Source organism: Gordonia alkaliphila, assembly GCF_039542465.1.
Taxonomy (GTDB): domain Bacteria; phylum Actinomycetota; class Actinomycetes; order Mycobacteriales; family Mycobacteriaceae; genus Gordonia; species Gordonia alkaliphila.
Genome location: NZ_BAABIE010000002.1, coordinates 63,057 through 78,413 on the forward strand (window position 1 = coordinate 63,057; position 15,357 = coordinate 78,413).

Here is a 15,357-nt window from a genome sequence, read left to right on the forward strand (position 1 = left end):
GCCTAACCGTCCGGTAGGCGCGTGTCGTCGCGCACCCGCGTCTCGCGGGTGCCGAGCATGTGCCGATCGAAGCGGTCCGGCTTCCCCTCGACCGGCGGCAGGCGGTCGTCGTCGTCGTTGTCTCGGGCCCGTACCGCTTCCACGGCGCGGTCGGCGAGGGCCTCGCCGGCACCGGCGTACAGGTGGATCACCACGTCGGTGCCGAGCTCGGTCAGCTCCGCCACGTCCTCGCGGTAGAGCGCGACCGATGCCACCACTGCTCCCCCGTCGCCGATGCGCTGCAGTTCACGCAAGGCCTCGATGTTGGCGTACTGCGCGGGCATCGCGAGCACGATCATCTTGACGCCGCTACCGGTGACCACCCGGGTCCAGAAGTCGCAGTCGGTGGCATCGCCCTCGATGATCTGGAAGCCCTGCGGTACGAGCGCGCGAATTCGGTTGGGGTCGTGTTCCACTCCGAGGGTGTTGTACCCGTACTCCTCGGTGAGCCGGCGGTACACGGCCGACCCGACTCGTCCCATGCCGAGCACCACGGCCTCGGCGTCGCCGACGTCGATGGGCCGGTCTTCGGGGTGGATCTTGTCCGGCGGGCGGGTGGGCAGGCGCCGTGCCAGCCGGGAGATACCCGAGACGCTGGTCGGGTTCACGAGACCGGCGATCACGAAGCTGCCCGCCACGGCGATCACCAGGGAGAGCAGCCATTCCTCGGACAGCCAGCCGTCCTCGGTGCCGATCTCCGCGATGATCAGGGCGAACTCAGAGTAGTTCGCGAGGGCGAAGGCCGCGAGCAGCGACGTGCGGTTGCGCAGGCCGAGCAGCCAGAGCAATCCCCAGTAGAGGAAAGCCTGCATCGGCAGGAGCAGCAGCAGTCCCAGCCCGATGACCACGTTCTCCCAGGTGGGGATGCCGTGGAAGCCGATGGAGACGAAGAAGCCGACCAGCAGCAGATCCTTGATGCGGAACAGGGCGTTGGACAGGCGTTCGGCGCCCGAATGGCGGGCGAGAACCACTCCCATCACCAGCGCGCCGAGACTGCCGGACAGCCCGACTGCGGTGAACAGGAGGTAGCCCGGGATCACCGCCATACCGAGGCCGAACAGCACCTCCATCTCACCGTGTCCGAGACGACTCCAGTACTTGGTGGCCCACGCGAGGGCAGGCACCACCACCACGAGGATCAGCGCCCACAGACTCGGCGCCTCCCCGCGCGAGATCGACATCAGCACCACCGCACCGATGTCCTGCACCACGAGCACGCCGATCACGATCCGGCCGTACAGCGACTGTTCGTCGCCGCGCTCCTGCAGGATCTTCACCGCGACGATGGTGCTGGAGAACGACAGGACGAACGCGATCGCCGCCAGCACCGTCAGCGATTGCGGGCCGAAGGCGCCGAGCACGCCCATCAGTGAGAGGAAGCCGATGCCGATTCCGGTCATCACCGCCATGTCCGCCCCGGCGTTGAGCCAGACCTCCTTCTTGATCAGCGAACGCAGATCCAACTGCAGACCGATCGCGAACAGGAGCAGCGTGACGCCGACCTCGGACATGATGTCCAGCCCGCCGAGCATCTCCACGTCGGCCGCCTTCAAGATGAAGCCGGCCGCCAGGAAACCGATCAGCGGAGGAAGACGGATGAGCTTGGCGACGAGTCCGCAACCGAAGACCACGGCGAGGTAGACGGCCAACAGAGTCATGCGGTCAACCCTAGTGAGGCCTCGGGCGGACCTCGAATCAGCCGCTGTTACCCGCTCAACCGCTATTGCGCAGCGCGGTGGCCAGACCGTTCATCGTCAGCTGGATGGCGCGGCGGATCTGCGGCGAGTCCTGCCCGGAGCGGAACCGCCGCAGCAGCTCCACCTGCATCAGATTCAGCGGCTCCAAGTACGGGAACCGGTTGTACACCGAGCGCTTCAGCGCGTCGTTGTCGGCGAGCAGGTCGTCGGTCCCGGTAATCGCCGCGTACATGTCCAGGGTGCGGGCGTGTTCGTTGACGATCATCCCGAAGACACGCTCGCGCAGGTCCGCGTCGGGCACCAGTTCGGCGTAGCGCGCAGCCAGGCCCAGATCGGACTTGGCCAGCACCTGCGCCATGTTCGACATCACCGAGCGGAAGAACGGCCAGCGCCGGTAGTAGTCGGCCAGCTGTGCCAGGCGGTCCGGGTCGTCGCCCACCCAGGCGGAAAAGGCGCTGCCGGTGCCGTACCAGCCGGGCAGCATCACGCGGCACTGCGTCCACGACAGCACCCACGGGATCGCGCGCAGATCGGAGATCGCCGTCGTCTGTTTCCGGGAGGTGGGCCGGCTGCCGATGTTCAGCGCGCCGATCTCCGACAGCGGCGTGGAGTCGGTGAAATACTCGACGAAGCCGGGCGTACGGTGCACCAGGTCGCCGTAGGCGCTGCGCGCCAGCGCCGCCAGCTCGTCGAGCACCGCGTAGGCGGCGGCCGAGTCCTCCCCCAGGCCCTCGGTGTCGAGCAGCGTCGATTCGAGGGCCGCGGCCACCAGGGTCTCCAGGTTGCGGCGGGCGCTGATCGGTTCGGCGTACTTCGCGGCGATGATCTCGCCCTGTTCGGTGAGGCGCAGCGACCCCTGCACCGCGCCGGGCGGCTGCGCGAGGATGGCGTCGTAACTGGGCCCGCCGCCGCGTCCCACCGTGCCGCCGCGGCCGTGGAACAGCCGCAACGCGATGCCGGCCGCGGCGGCAGCGGCCACCAGGTCGAGCTCGGCCCGATACAGCGCCCAGTTGGCGGCGAGGTAGCCGCCGTCCTTGTTGGAGTCGGAGTAACCGAGCATGATCTCCTGCACGCCTTGCTGGACGTCGATCAGGGCGCGGTAGAAGGGCAGTTCCAGGGCGGCGGTGAGGATCGCGGCCCCGGCCTGCAGGTCCTCGATGGTCTCCAGCAGCGGTACTACGCGCACCGTGCACACCGGGGCGCCCTCGGCGTCGAGACCGTAGAGCCCGACCTCCTTGAGCAGCAGCAGCGCTTCCAGCAGATCGGACACCGAGGTGCACATGCTGATGATGTAGGTCGGCACCGCGGCGGGCCCGAACCGGGCCACCGCGGTGGCGGCCGCCTCGAGCACGCCGAGTTCCTTGACGGCGAGGTCACTGAGATCGGCACCGGCCTGCAGCAGCGGCCGCCGGGAGGTGAGCTCTGCCGACAGCAGTGCGACGCGCTCGGCCTCGTCCAGGCTGCGGTAGTCCGGGCACGCGCCCGCCCACGCCAGCAGTTCGGCGATCACCTCCTCGTGGGTCTCCGAGTTCTGGCGCATGTCCAGGCCGGACAGGTGAAAGCCGAAGGTGCGGACTGCTTCGCGGAGGGCCCCGAGGCGGTTGTCGGCGATCGACGCGTCGACCGCCGCCCGCAGGGCTGCGTCGACCACGTCGAGGTCGGCGGACAGCTCCGCGGGATCGGCGTAGGCGCGGGCGTCCTGGGCCCACTCGAGTTCGGTCGCCGTCAGGAAGTCGGTGCCGAGCAGCGCCCGTCCGGTGGCCGCCAGCCGGGCGCGGACCACGCGGAGCGCGCAGCGGAAGGGTTCGTCGTCGTCGAGGCATTCCGGCCCGCCGAGCCGACGCAGGTCGTCGGTGATCGGACCGACCAGGCGCGCGGACATCGCCAGTTCCTGCCGCAGCTCGTGCACCTCGTCGAGGTGATGGCGCAGCGCGGCCGCGGCGGCGGCCGACGTCGCCTCGGTCACCACCTCGCCGGTCACGAACGGGTTGCCGTCGCGATCGCCGCCGATCCACGAGCCCATCGTGATGATGGACAGCTCCTCGAGGTCGGCCGCCGGGTAGGTCTCGCTCAGCATGCGGCGGACGTCGCGGTTGAGCCGCGGCACCACCTCGAAGAAGGAGGCGTCGTAGTAGCGCAGCCCGGTGGTGATCTCGTCGCTGATGGTCAAGCGCCGCAGCCGGATCAGTGCGGTCTGCCACAGGCGCAGGATCTGCTCGCCGATCTCGGCGTCCAGGGCCGCCGCCTCGGCGGGCGTCAGTTCGGTGCGCGCGCGCACCCGCATCAGTTCGGTGATGCGGTTCTGGGCGTCGAAGACGCTGCGGCGGCGCGTCTCGGTGGGGTGTGCCGTGATCACCGGGATCACCGCACCGTGGGCGAGCGCGGCGCCCACCTCGTCGTCGGTGCAGTCCGACGCGGCGAGGGCGGTGAGGCTGGCGGCGAGACTGGAGGGCTGGGGCGGATCACCGGCCAGCAGGTGGATACGGCGTCGTCGTTCCCGATGCAGGTCCTCAGCGAGGTTGGCCAGCAGCGCGAAGTTGGAGAACGCCCGGATCACCGGAAGCAGTTGGGCCACACCGGGATCGGTGTAGCGAGCCGCGAGCACATCGCGGGAGAGTTCGCGATCCCGAACGGCGAACGCGTCGCGACGCGAATCCTCTACCAGGGCAAAGGTTTCCGCGCCGGCGTGGTCGGCGATCACCTGCCCCAGCAGACCGCCGAGAAAGCGGATGTCTTCGCGTAAGGGTTCGGTGGCAGCCCGTCCGGTGTCGTCTACGGCCAGGCGGCTGATCATCGGCAGAGTGCTCATGCCGAAGGGTATGGCTTAGGAGTACTTGATGTCCAGGCCGACGCCGACGATGAAGATCAGCCAGATCAGACCGACGAAGATGGTCAGTCGGTCGAGGTTCTTCTCGACCACCGACGAACCGGACAAACTCGACTGCACGCCGCCACCGAAGAGGGACGACAGGCCGCCGCCCTTGGCGCGATGCAGCAGCACCAGGACGATCAGCAGCAGGCTGGTGATGATCAGGCCGATGTTCAGCGCGAGAGTCACGAGGGGAGAGTCCGTTCGGTCAAAAGAACTGTGGCAGGTCGCTCAGAGAGCAACCTGCCACAGTCTACGCGATGGTCCTTCCGATCAGAGCAACGGCCCGCCCGCCGCGATGGCGGACAGTTGCGCGAACTCGTCGGCCTTCAGCGACGCGCCGCCGACCAGTGCACCGTCGACGTCGGGCTGCCCGACGATCTCGGCCACGTTCTTGGCGCTCACGCTGCCGCCGTAGAGCACCCGGACGCCGGCCGCGGTGGCCGGGTCGGCGATCTCGGCGAGAGCCTCGCGGACGGCCGCGCAGACTTCCTGCGCGTCCTCGGCGCTGGCGACCCGGCCGGTGCCGATGGCCCAGACCGGTTCGTACGCCACCACGAGCTTGCTGATCTCCGCGGCAGAGAGTCCGGCCAGGGAGGCCTTCAGTTGGGCCACGTTGTAGGCGACGTGGTCGCCTGCCTCGCGGATGTCCAGCCCCTCGCCGATGCACACGATCGGGGTGAGGCCGTGACGCAGCGCCGCCTTGGTCTTGGCCAGCACCACCTCGTCGGTCTCCCCGTGCAGGGTGCGACGCTCCGAGTGCCCGACGGCCACGAAGCTGACGCCGAGCTTGCTCAGGAAGGCGCCGCTGATCTCGCCGGTGTACGCGCCCGAGTCGTGCTGGGAGACGTCCTGCGCACCATAGGTGAGCAGGAGCTTGTCGCCGTCGACCACGGTCTGCACGCTGCGGATGTCGGTGAACGGCACCAGCACGGTGACGTCCACCTTGTCGTAGTACTTCTCCGGCAGCGCGAACGCGACCTTCTGCACCAGTGCGATGGCCTCGAAGTGGTTGAGGTTGCACTTCCAGTTGCCCGCGATGAGCGGCTTACGCTGCTGTGCCATGGACTAACCCTCCGTTTCGAGAACAGCGAGACCGGGCAGTTCCTTGCCCTCGAGGTACTCCAGGGAGGCGCCGCCGCCCGTGGAGATGTGCGAGAAGGCGTCGTCGGACAGACCGAACGACCGCACCGCAGCCGCCGAGTCGCCGCCGCCGACCACGCTGAACGCGCCGTCCGCGGTGGCCGCGACGATCGCCTCGGCCACGCCGCGGGTGCCCGCGGCGAACATCTCGAACTCGAACACGCCCATCGGGCCGTTCCAGAACACGGTCTTGGCCGAGCGCAGCACCGCGGCGAACCGCTCCACGCTGCCCGGACCGATGTCCAGACCCATGCCCTCGGTGAAGCCGTCGCTGGTCATCGCGATCGACGTCGCGGCGTCGGGCGCGAACTTGTCGGCCACCACGATGTCGTGCGGCAGGTGGATCACATCGCCGAACCGCTCAAGGAGGTCCTTGCACGTGTCGATCATGTCTTCCTGCAGCAGCGAATCGCCGACCGGGCTGCCCTGCGCCTTAATGAAGGTGAAGGCCATGCCGCCGCCGATCACCAGGGTGTCGACCTTGGGCGCCAGCGCCTCGATCACGGCGAGCTTGTCGGACACCTTGGAGCCGCCGAGCACCACCGCGTACGGCTGCTCGGTGTCGGTGGTGATCCGGGTCAGCACATCCAGTTCGGTGGCCACCAGGTCGCCGGCGTACGACGGCAGCAGCTTCGCCACGTCGTAGACCGAGGCCTGCTTGCGGTGGACCACACCGAAACCGTCGGAGACGAACGCGCCGTCGTCGCCGACCAACTCGACGAGCGCCGTGGCGAGCTTGGTGCGCTCGGCGTCGTCCTTGCTGGTCTCGCGCGGGTCGAAGCGGATGTTCTCCAAGAGCAGGATGTCGCCGTCGGTGAGGCCCTCGGCGCGCGCGAGCGCGTCCGAGCCCACCACGTCGCCGGCCAGCTGGACGTTGCGGCCCAGCTCGGTCGACAGGCGCGCGGCGATCGGAGCCAGCGACAGCGCGGCATCCGGCTCACCCTTGGGGCGGCCCAGATGCGCGGTGACGATCACCTTGGCGCCGGCGTCGAGCAGCTGACGGAGCGTGGGAACGCTGGCCAGGATGCGACCGGCATCGGTGATCTCGCCGCCCTCGAGCGGGACGTTGAGGTCCGACCGGACCAGCACGCCCCGGCCCGACACACCTTCGGCGAGAAGGTCTTTGAGAGTGCGTACAGCCATCGTCGGTTACAGCGACTTCGCGACGAGAGTGATCAGGTCGGCGAGGCGGTTGGAGTAGCCCCACTCGTTGTCGTACCAGGAGACCACCTTGACCTGGTTGCCCAGGACCTTGGTCAGGCCGGCGTCGAGCAGCGACGAATGCGGGTCGGTGACGATGTCGCTGGAGACGATCGGCGCCTCGTAGTACTTCAGGATGCCCTTCATCGGGCCGTCCGCGGCCGCCTTCATCGCGGCGTTGATCTCCTCCGCGGTGGCGTCCTTCTCCAGTTCCACGGTGAGGTCGGTGACCGAGCCGGTGGGGATCGGCACACGCAGGGCGTAGCCGTCGAGCTTGCCCTTGAGCTCGGGCAGCACCTCGCCGATGGCCTTGGCGGCACCGGTGGAGGTCGGGACGATGTTGATCGCGGCGGCGCGGGCGCGACGGAGGTCGCCGTGCGGCGCGTCCTGCAGGTTCTGGTCCTGGGTGTAGGCGTGGACCGTGGTCATCAGGCCCTGCTTGATGCCGAAGCTGTCGTTGAGGACCTTGGCGATCGGGCCGAGGCAGTTGGTGGTGCACGAGGCGTTGGAGATGATGTTCTGGCTGCCGTCGTACTGGTCGTCGTTGACGCCCATCACCACGGTCAGGTCGGGGTCGCCGGCCGGGGCCGAGATGATGACCTTCTTGGCACCCGCCTCCAGGTGGCCCTTGGCGGCCTCGCGCTTGGTGAAGATGCCGGTCGACTCGACCACGACGTCGACGCCGAGCTCGGCCCACGGCAGTGCCGCCGGGCCCTCGCGCAGGGCGAGCGCCTTGATGCGCTGGTCGCCGACCACGATGTACTCACCGTCGACGCTGACGTCCTCGGGCAGACGGCCCAGGATCGAGTCGAACTTCAGCAGGTGGGCGAGGGTGTTGATGTCGGTGAGGTCGTTGACCGCAACGATCTCGATGTCGGCCAGACCGGCCTTGTTCTGTGCCGCCACGGCACGGAAGAAGTTACGGCCGATACGACCGAATCCGTTGATACCTACCCGAACTGCCACTGTGAACTCCTATTACCAGGGTGAAGAGCCGGTGGGAATGTCCGGCCCGCTGACTTCCAGCCTAATCGTCGCGTCTACGCGCGTCAGCACAAGGCCCCGTTGCGGGCCGACGCGAGGATGGTCCCCGCCTCGCCCATCGTGGACTCGGCGTCGAAGTAGGCGGCCAGGTGCAGGACCCCTCCGTCGGCCGCGGCGATGCCGTACAGGGCGGGCACGCGGGCGTCCGGCGCCTCCTCGGCGAGCCGGTAGCCGACGTACTGGGCGTTCTGATAGCGCCATCGGCGGACGTCGAAACGCCGTTCCGCCGATTCGGCGGGCAGACGATCGACGTATTCGGCGGGGCTGCTGCCGTCCGGGAGGTCCCAGAGGGTGAGCCACAGCGTCAGTCCCGGCCGCCACAGCACCAGCGCCCCGTCTTCCATCCGGCGGTTCATCGGTTGCGGCAGGGTCAGCGACCAGTGCTCGGACAGTTGCGTGTGTCCCTGCGCCACCGGGTAGTCCGGGTGCAGGCCCGGCGGCACCGGTGACGGCGGGGGCATCGGTGACGTCGGGGGCGCGGACTCCACCGCGAAGCCCGTCGCGGTGCGCACCAGGGCGGTGCCGACCGGCGCCTGCAGGTGCGCGGCGATCCAGGGGTCGCGCTCGAGGAGGTCGTGCAGCGCGACCACCGGGAGGTTCGCCGGATCGTCGACGTACTCCTGCGTCTCGTCGCCGGCCAGGAAACTCCACCCGAGTTCGTCGCGCACCATGTACCCGACCGGCCGTCCGTCGGCGAGGATGCGCTGCGAGACGTGGCAGGTGGCGTTCTCGGTGTTCTCGGCGGTCACTCAGGCCTCGTCGAGCAGTTCCGCGGTGACCGCGGACTCGGTGTCGGGCAGTCCCTCGAGGCGCGCCTTCTTGTCGGCCATCGAGAGCAGTCGGCGGATGCGGCCGGCCACGGCGTCCTTGGTCATCGCGGGTTCGGCGAGCTGGCCGAGTTCTTCCAGCGAGGCCTGACGGTGCTCCACGCGCAGGCGACCGGCGGCGAGGAGGTGGTCGGGCACTTCGTCACCGAGGATCTCCAGGGCGCGTTCCACGCGGGCGGCCGCGGCGACGGCGGCGCGGGCGGATCGACGCAGGTTGGCGTCGTCGAAGTTGGCGAGTCGATTGGCGGTGGCCCGGACCTCGCGACGCATCCGCCGTTCCTCCCACACCAGCCGCGTCTCCTGGGCGCCCATGCGGGTGAGCAGCGCGCCGATGGCCTCACCGTCGCGGATCACCACGCGATCGCTGCCGCGCACCTCGCGGGCCTTGGCCACCACGGACAGCCGGCGGGCGGCGCCGACGAGGGCGAGCGCGGCCTCCGGGCCCGGGCAGCTGACCTCCAGCGACGACGAGCGGCCGGGTTCGGTCAGCGAGCCGTGCGCGAGGAAGGCGCCGCGCCAGGCGGCCTCGGCATCGCTGACGCTGCCGCCGACCACCTGCGCGGGCAGGCCGCGCACCGGTCGACCGCGCGGGTCGAGCAGGCCGGTCTGACGGGCCAGCGCCTCGCCGTCCTTGCCCACGCGCACGATGTAGCGGGCGCCCTTGCGCAGACCGCCGGAGCGGAGCACGTGCACCTCGGACCCGTAGCCGTACAGGTCGTGGATCTCCGACCGGAGTCGACGGGCCACGTTGCCCATGTCGACCTCGGCCTCGACGACCACTTTCCCCGCGACGATGTGCAGTCCCCCGGCGAACCGCAGCAGCGCGGACACCTCTGCCTTCCGACTGCTGAGGTGCGCTACCGCGAGCCGACTCAGCTCGTCTTTGACCGCCCCTGTCATGGCCAAATCGACCAAGCCTCCTTCGTGATGGATCGCTCTAGGTTACCGCGGCGTCAGTTTCGTGTCCCCGCCCCCAGGAAGCCGTCGAGCGCAATCGCCGACTTGACCGGATCGTGCACGTCCGGCCGATCGGGATGCACCAGGTCGACGCTGCGCAGCTGGGCGCCGAAGAGCTGGGCGGCGCGTTCGAGGTGTTCGCGTTCGCGACCGGCCGGCACGGAGGCGGCGTCGACCACGATGTCGTCGATCGGCAGCGAGCCGGAATGCGCGTTGAGCACGTGCAGATGGCGCTCGAGCGAGAACCCGGTGGTCTCCCCCGGCTCCGCGACGAGGTTCACGAACAGCACCTTGCGCGCCGCGGTGGTTCGCAGCGCCTCCAGCTGTTCGGGTACCAGCACGTGCGGGATCACGCTGGAGAACCACGACCCGGGGCCGAGGGTCACCACGTCGGCCGCGGCGATCGCGGCGAGCGCCGCCGGGCACGCCGCGGGCGCCTCCGGGGTGAGTCGCACCCGCCGCACCACGCCCGGCGTGGTCGCCACGGCGACCTGGCCGCGGATCACCCGGCTCATGCGCGGGTCCTCCTCCAGGCCGGTCACGTCGGCCTCGATCACCAGTGGTTCGGTGGACATCGGCAGCACGCGGCCGTCGATGCCGAAGAGGTCGACGAGCTCGTCGAGGGCGGACACGAGGTCGCCGCAGTACTCGTCCACTCCGGACAGCAGCAGATTGCCCACCGGATGACCGGCGAGGGCCCCGCTGCCGCCGAGGCGGTGCTGCAGGATGCGCGCCCACCGCGCGTGGCGCTCAGCGGCCGCCGGGTCGCTCGCGCGACAGTCCTCCAGCGCGGCCGGCGCCGACAGCAGGGCGGCCAACGCCATCCGCAGGTCCCCGGGCGGAATGCGACCGAGTTCGTGCCGCAGGCGTCCCGATGATCCGCCGTCGTCGGCGACGGTCACCACCGCGGTGACGTCGGCGGTCAGATAGCGCAGCGCGGTCAGCGTGTTGTACAGGCCGTGGCCGCCGCCGAGCGCGACCGCGCGCAGATCCCGCCGCGCCGGCGGCGTACCCGCGGCGGCGCTCACTCGCGCCCCAGATCGCGATGGCCGGCCTCGACCACGTAGCGCGGATTGCCGTCGTCGTCGGCAACCGCGGTGAGGCGCCGGGTCAGTTCCTCGGTCATCGCGACGCTGCGGTGCTTGCCGCCGGTGCAGCCGATGCCGATGGTCATGTACCCCTTGCCCTCGCGGAGGTAGCCGCGCGCGACGATGTCCACCAGGTCCACGTAGCGGTCCAGGAAGTCGTCGGCGTCGGGCTGGCCGAGCACATAGTCGCGCACCGGTGCTTCGAGTCCGTTGTGGTCGCGCAGTTCCGGGATCCAGTAGGGGTTCGGCAGGAAGCGGACGTCGGCCACCAGGTTGCAGTCGATGGGCAGCCCGTACTTGAACCCGAACGACTGCACCGCGATGGTCAGGCCCTGGCTCTCCGAGGACCGGAACACGCTGGAGACCATGGTGCGCAGGCGGGTGGCCGACAGGTCCGAGGTGTCGATGACGGTCTCCGCGTCGGCCTTCACCGCCGCCAGCATCTCGCGTTCGGCGGCGATCCCCTCGGAGAGGGTGCCGGTGCCCTGCAGCGGGTGGCGACGTCGCACGGCCTCGAAGCGGCGGATGAGCACCGGATCGGAGGCGTCGACGAACAGCAGGTGCGTCTGCGCACCGCCGGCCGCCAGTTCCTGGCGCAGGTGCGTCAGATCGGCGGCGAAACTCGGGCCGGTGGGGCGAACCACCATGGCGATCTTCGGCGGTGTCCCGGCCGTCGCCGGCACGCCGTCGATCACCTGACCGATCACCGCGACCGGGACGTTGTCGGCCACGTACCAACCGTCGTCCTCCAGGACGTTCGCCACCGAGGTCCGTCCGGCACCCGACATGCCGGTGACGAACAGGACCGTCGACGGGGTGTCCGCGTGGCTCATTGGGGAGACCTCACTGGGTAGACCTTTCTGCTGGGGCGGGCTGTACTGCCGGGGTGGGTTGCTCGTCGCGCAGTGCCTCGTAGACGCTGCGCGCGGTGGTCGCTCCGATGCCGGGGACCTGAGCGATCTCGTCGATGTCGGCTTTCTTGAGGTTCGCCACGGACCCGAAATGGGTCACCAGCGCGGTGCGCCGGGTGGCGCCGAGACCGGCGATGCCGTCCAGCGCCGAGGCGGTCATCCGCTTGCTGCGCTTGGACCGGTGGAAGCCGATCGCGAACCGGTGCGCCTCGTCGCGAATGCGCTGCAGAAGAAACAGCGCCTCGGAGTTACGCGGCAGGATCACCGGTTCATCGTCGCCTGGAACCCAGACTTCTTCCAGCCTTTTCGCCAGACCGATGATCGCGACATCGGTCACGCCCAGTTCGTCCAGGACCGCGGCCGCCGCATGCACCTGCGGCTGCCCGCCGTCGACGACGAACAGGTTGGGCGGGTAGGCGAACCGGCGCGGTCGGCCGGTGGCCGGATCGAGGGCCGCCTCCGGTGCCAGGTCTCCCCCGTTGCCGGGCTGCTCAGCGGCCTGCTCGGCCTGGTCCGCGGCGAGATCGGTGCGGTGGCGCTGGAAGCGGCGCCGGGTGACCTCCGCGATGGAGGCGACGTCGTCGGAGTGGCCGTCGCCGGCTGCCTCGCGGATCGAATAGTGCCGGTAGTCGGACTTGCGCGGCAGGCCGTCCTCGAAGACCACGAGGGACGCGACCACGTCGGTGCCCTGCACGTGCGAGATGTCGATGCACTCGATGCGCAGCGGCGCGTCGTCGGTGCCGAGCGCCTCCTGCAGTTCGGTCAGGGCGGCCGACCGCGTGGTCAGGTCGCCCGCCCGCTTGAGCTTATGGCGGGTCAGGGCCTCGCCGGCATTGCGTTCCACGGTCTCGGCGAGGGTGCGCTTGTCGCCGCGCTGCGGCACGCGCAGCGAGACGCGGCTGCCGCGCCGCTGCGACAGCCATTCGGTGAGTTCGTCGTGGTCGTCGGGCAGCACCGGGACCAGCACCTCGCGGGGCACGCCGGAGCTCATCTGTAGTTCGTCGCCGTAGAACTGCAGCAGGAAGGCCGCGACCTGCTCGCCCGGGGTGGCGTTCTCCTGGACCTCCACCACCCAGCCGCGCTCGCCGCGGACCCGACCGTCGCGGACGTGGAACACGGCCACCGAGTTCTCCAGTTCGTCGCCGACCATGGCGATCACGTCGGCGTCGGTGCCGTCGCCGAGGACCACCGCCTGCTTCTCCATCGCGCGGCGCAGCGCGGAGACGTCGTCGCGCAGTCGTGCGGCCCGCTCGAAGTCGAGTTCCTCTGCGGCACTGGACATTTCGCGTTCGAGGCGGCGAATCAGGGTGTCCGTCTTGCCGGCCAGGAAGTCGCAGAAGTCCTCGGCGATCCGCCGGTGCTCGGCGGCGTCGACGCGGTCCACGCACGGGGCCGCGCACTTGTCGATGTAGCCGAGCAGGCACGGCCGGCCCATCTGCGCGTTGCGTTTGAACACGCCGTTGGAGCACGTCCGCACCGGGAACACGCGCGTCAGTAGATCGACGGTCTCCCGGATGGCCCAGGCGTGCGCGTACGGGCCGAAGTACCGGACGCCCGGCTTGCGGGCGCCGCGGTAGACGAAGACCCGCGGATACTCCTCGTTCATGGTCACCGCGAGCATCGGGTACGTCTTGTCGTCCCGGTAGCGGACGTTGAACCGCGGATCGAACTCCTTGATCCAGTTGTATTCGAGCTGCAGCGCCTCCACCTCGGTGCCGACCACGGTCCACTCCACCGAGGCCGCGGTGGTGACCATCTGCCGGGTGCGCGGATGCAGCGTCACCAGGTCGGCGAAGTAGGTGGTCAGTCGGGCGCGAAGATTCTTGGCCTTACCGACGTAGATGACCCGCCCGTGTGCGTCGCGGAACTTGTAGACGCCGGGATCGGTCGGAATGGTGCCCGGAGCGGGGCGGTAGGTCGTCGGATCGGCCACGACTCCAGGCTAGTCGCCGGTGCCGACGGCTCCGGCCGACGGGAGGGCGAGGAGAGTGTCCGGTCGATGAGGTAGCTGCCACAGAGTGTGAGGTTGTGGTGCCTGGAGCACCACAACCTCACACTCTGCCGAGCATCATCAGCGCGGCACCTTCGCGGTGCCGAAGACGCGCAGGGAGCGGTAGTCCAGGCGGAAGTCGGCGCGGGTGGTCGGTTCCCCGGCTTCGCCGTCGTGGGCGACGCGGATCGGCTCGGCCGACTCGATGGTGAACTCCGGGACCTGGGCCTCCTGGTACAGGTGGGAGTTGCGGATGCGGCCGGACAGCAGCGAGGCCGCGAGGCGCAGCCGCTCGAAGCGGTGGCCGGTGGTGAGGTACCGGACGTCGATCAGGCCGTCGTCGAGGCGCGCACGACGCCCCGGGAACAGGCCGGGCGCGCCGTACCGACCGTTGCCCAGGAAGAAGAACAGCGTCGACACCTCGGCGCCGTTCATCGTCACGGTCACCGGCGAGCTGTGCCGCAGCACGTGCAGGGCGGCGCGGAACGCGGCGACGGGTTTGCGCGCGGAGTTCTGGTAGCGCTCGCGCATGCGGACGAACTCCGGGTAGGCCCCGATACTCGCAGTGTTGAGGATGACCGTCTCCTCGTTGAGCAGGAGCACATCCACCTGCGCGGCGCGCCCGTCGCGGACGGCTGCCACGGTGGCCTCGGCGGTGGCGGTGCCGACGTCCTTGGCGAAGTGGTTGAAGGTCCCGGCCGCGAACACCGCCAGCGGGAGACCTGCGGCGAGTGCGTGCCGAGCGACGGTCGCCACGGTGCCGTCGCCGCCGGCCACTCCGAGCACCTCGGCGCCGGCCGCGGCGTCGGCGGCCAGTCGGTCCAGATCGTCGGCCTCGGCCACCTCGACGATGCGGGCGGCGGGCAGCGCCTCCGTGATGTGATCGAGGACTCGTGCGCCGGTGCCGTCCCCGGAGGTCGGGTTCACCAGGACGGTGACGCCGGCGCCGTCCGGCCGGGGCGGTTCGACGGCCGGGCTCGGCGGCGCCACGATCAGCATGTTCTCGTCGACCAGCGGGACCAGTCGCGCGCCGAGTACGGCCAGGCCGCTACCGAGGAGGAAGCCACCGAGCACATCGCCCGGGTAGTGCGCGCCGGTGGTGATGCGCGAAAGACCCACCGCCCCGGCCAGTAGTCCAAGGGCGAAACCGACCGGCCGGTTCTCCGTGGCCACCGCGGTGGCGAAGGCTGCGGCGCTGGCCGAATGCCCGGACGGGAACGAGCTCGACATCGGCTGCCGACGCAGACGCTCCACGGTGATGCGACTGGCGTTGGGACGCCGTCGCGGATAGAGGCGTTTGCCGACCTGGTTGGCCAGCAGGCTCGCCGCGCCGAGGGTCACCACGCCCCGGACGGCCGCCCGCTGGAGATCGGTACGCCGCGTCAACGCCATTCCGCCGGCCAGCACGAACCAGAGACGTCCGTGATCGGCGGACGCGGACAGGGGTCGCATCGTGGCGTCCAGCAGCGGGCTGGGAGCGTGGGCGATGGCTTCGAAGACGCGGACATCCAGGTCGGACAGGCCTTCGGTGAACGGCAGTCGGATCATTGCTCCACGGTAACGGCGGACCGCGGTCGTGTCTGCCGTGCGCG

General features: G+C 69.8%; 12 protein-coding genes. All 12 read right to left on the reverse strand.

Annotation, left to right across the window (positions count from 1 at the left end):
- Positions 1–2: 2 nt before the first annotated feature.
- Positions 3–1,697, reverse strand: coding sequence for a cation:proton antiporter domain-containing protein (locus ABD989_RS02195; protein ID WP_345312260.1), 1,695 nt, complete (start codon positions 1,695–1,697; stop codon positions 3–5).
- 55 nt (positions 1,698–1,752) lie between these two features.
- On the reverse strand, positions 1,753–4,545 hold the full coding sequence (gene ppc, locus ABD989_RS02200; RefSeq protein ID WP_345312261.1) for a phosphoenolpyruvate carboxylase: 2,793 nt from the start codon (positions 4,543–4,545) through the stop codon (positions 1,753–1,755).
- A gap of 15 nt (positions 4,546–4,560) precedes the next feature.
- Entirely contained in the window at positions 4,561–4,794 is a 234-nt protein-coding gene (gene secG / locus ABD989_RS02205; RefSeq protein ID WP_246995871.1) for a preprotein translocase subunit SecG, read from the reverse strand.
- A gap of 84 nt (positions 4,795–4,878) precedes the next feature.
- Positions 4,879–5,670 (reverse strand): triose-phosphate isomerase, encoded by a 792-nt coding sequence (gene tpiA, locus ABD989_RS02210; protein WP_246995869.1) that lies wholly within the window; start codon positions 5,668–5,670, stop codon positions 4,879–4,881.
- Between the two features lie 3 nt (positions 5,671–5,673).
- Complete coding sequence (locus tag ABD989_RS02215; protein ID WP_345312262.1) at positions 5,674–6,891, reverse strand: phosphoglycerate kinase; 1,218 nt, start codon at positions 6,889–6,891, stop codon at positions 5,674–5,676.
- 6 nt (positions 6,892–6,897) lie between these two features.
- Positions 6,898–7,914, reverse strand: a complete 1,017-nt coding sequence (gap, locus tag ABD989_RS02220) for a type I glyceraldehyde-3-phosphate dehydrogenase (RefSeq protein WP_246995865.1) — start codon at positions 7,912–7,914, stop codon at positions 6,898–6,900.
- Between the two features lie 83 nt (positions 7,915–7,997).
- A complete protein-coding gene (locus tag ABD989_RS02225) occupies positions 7,998–8,741 on the reverse strand; it encodes an immunity protein Imm33 domain-containing protein (protein ID WP_345312263.1) in 744 nt (247 codons plus the stop codon).
- Positions 8,742–9,725, reverse strand: a complete 984-nt coding sequence (whiA, locus tag ABD989_RS02230; RefSeq protein WP_345312264.1) for a DNA-binding protein WhiA — start codon at positions 9,723–9,725, stop codon at positions 8,742–8,744.
- A gap of 47 nt (positions 9,726–9,772) precedes the next feature.
- Positions 9,773–10,804: a gluconeogenesis factor YvcK family protein gene (locus ABD989_RS02235; protein ID WP_345312265.1), complete on the reverse strand. Its 1,032-nt coding sequence runs from the start codon at positions 10,802–10,804 to the stop codon at positions 9,773–9,775.
- Positions 10,801–11,697, reverse strand: a complete 897-nt coding sequence (gene rapZ, locus ABD989_RS02240) for an RNase adapter RapZ (RefSeq protein WP_345312266.1) — start codon at positions 11,695–11,697, stop codon at positions 10,801–10,803. Before rapZ ends, ABD989_RS02235 begins: the two co-directional genes overlap by 4 nt.
- Positions 11,698–11,707: 10 nt before the next feature.
- Positions 11,708–13,708 carry an excinuclease ABC subunit UvrC gene (uvrC, locus tag ABD989_RS02245; protein WP_246995857.1) on the reverse strand — a complete coding sequence of 667 codons (2,001 nt, stop codon included), beginning with the start codon at positions 13,706–13,708 and terminating at the stop codon, positions 11,708–11,710.
- A gap of 138 nt (positions 13,709–13,846) precedes the next feature.
- Positions 13,847–15,313: a bifunctional phosphatase PAP2/diacylglycerol kinase family protein gene (locus ABD989_RS02250; RefSeq protein ID WP_345312267.1), complete on the reverse strand. Its 1,467-nt coding sequence runs from the start codon at positions 15,311–15,313 to the stop codon at positions 13,847–13,849.
- Positions 15,314–15,357: the final 44 nt, after the last annotated feature.

What these genes read in the sequence shown, in the direction of transcription:
- tpiA (WP_246995869.1), bottom strand. Translation starts at nt 5,670, where the DNA reads ATGGCACAGCAGCGTAAGCCGCTCATCGCGGGCAACTGGAAGTGCAAC.
- ABD989_RS02250 (WP_345312267.1), bottom strand. Translation starts at nt 15,313, where the DNA reads ATGATCCGACTGCCGTTCACCGAAGGCCTGTCCGACCTGGATGTCCGC.
- ppc (WP_345312261.1), bottom strand. Translation starts at nt 4,545, where the DNA reads ATGAGCACTCTGCCGATGATCAGCCGCCTGGCCGTAGACGACACCGGA.
- ABD989_RS02195 (WP_345312260.1), bottom strand. Translation starts at nt 1,697, where the DNA reads ATGACTCTGTTGGCCGTCTACCTCGCCGTGGTCTTCGGTTGCGGACTC.
- ABD989_RS02215 (WP_345312262.1), bottom strand. Translation starts at nt 6,891, where the DNA reads ATGGCTGTACGCACTCTCAAAGACCTTCTCGCCGAAGGTGTGTCGGGC.
- rapZ (WP_345312266.1), bottom strand. Translation starts at nt 11,697, where the DNA reads ATGAGCCACGCGGACACCCCGTCGACGGTCCTGTTCGTCACCGGCATG.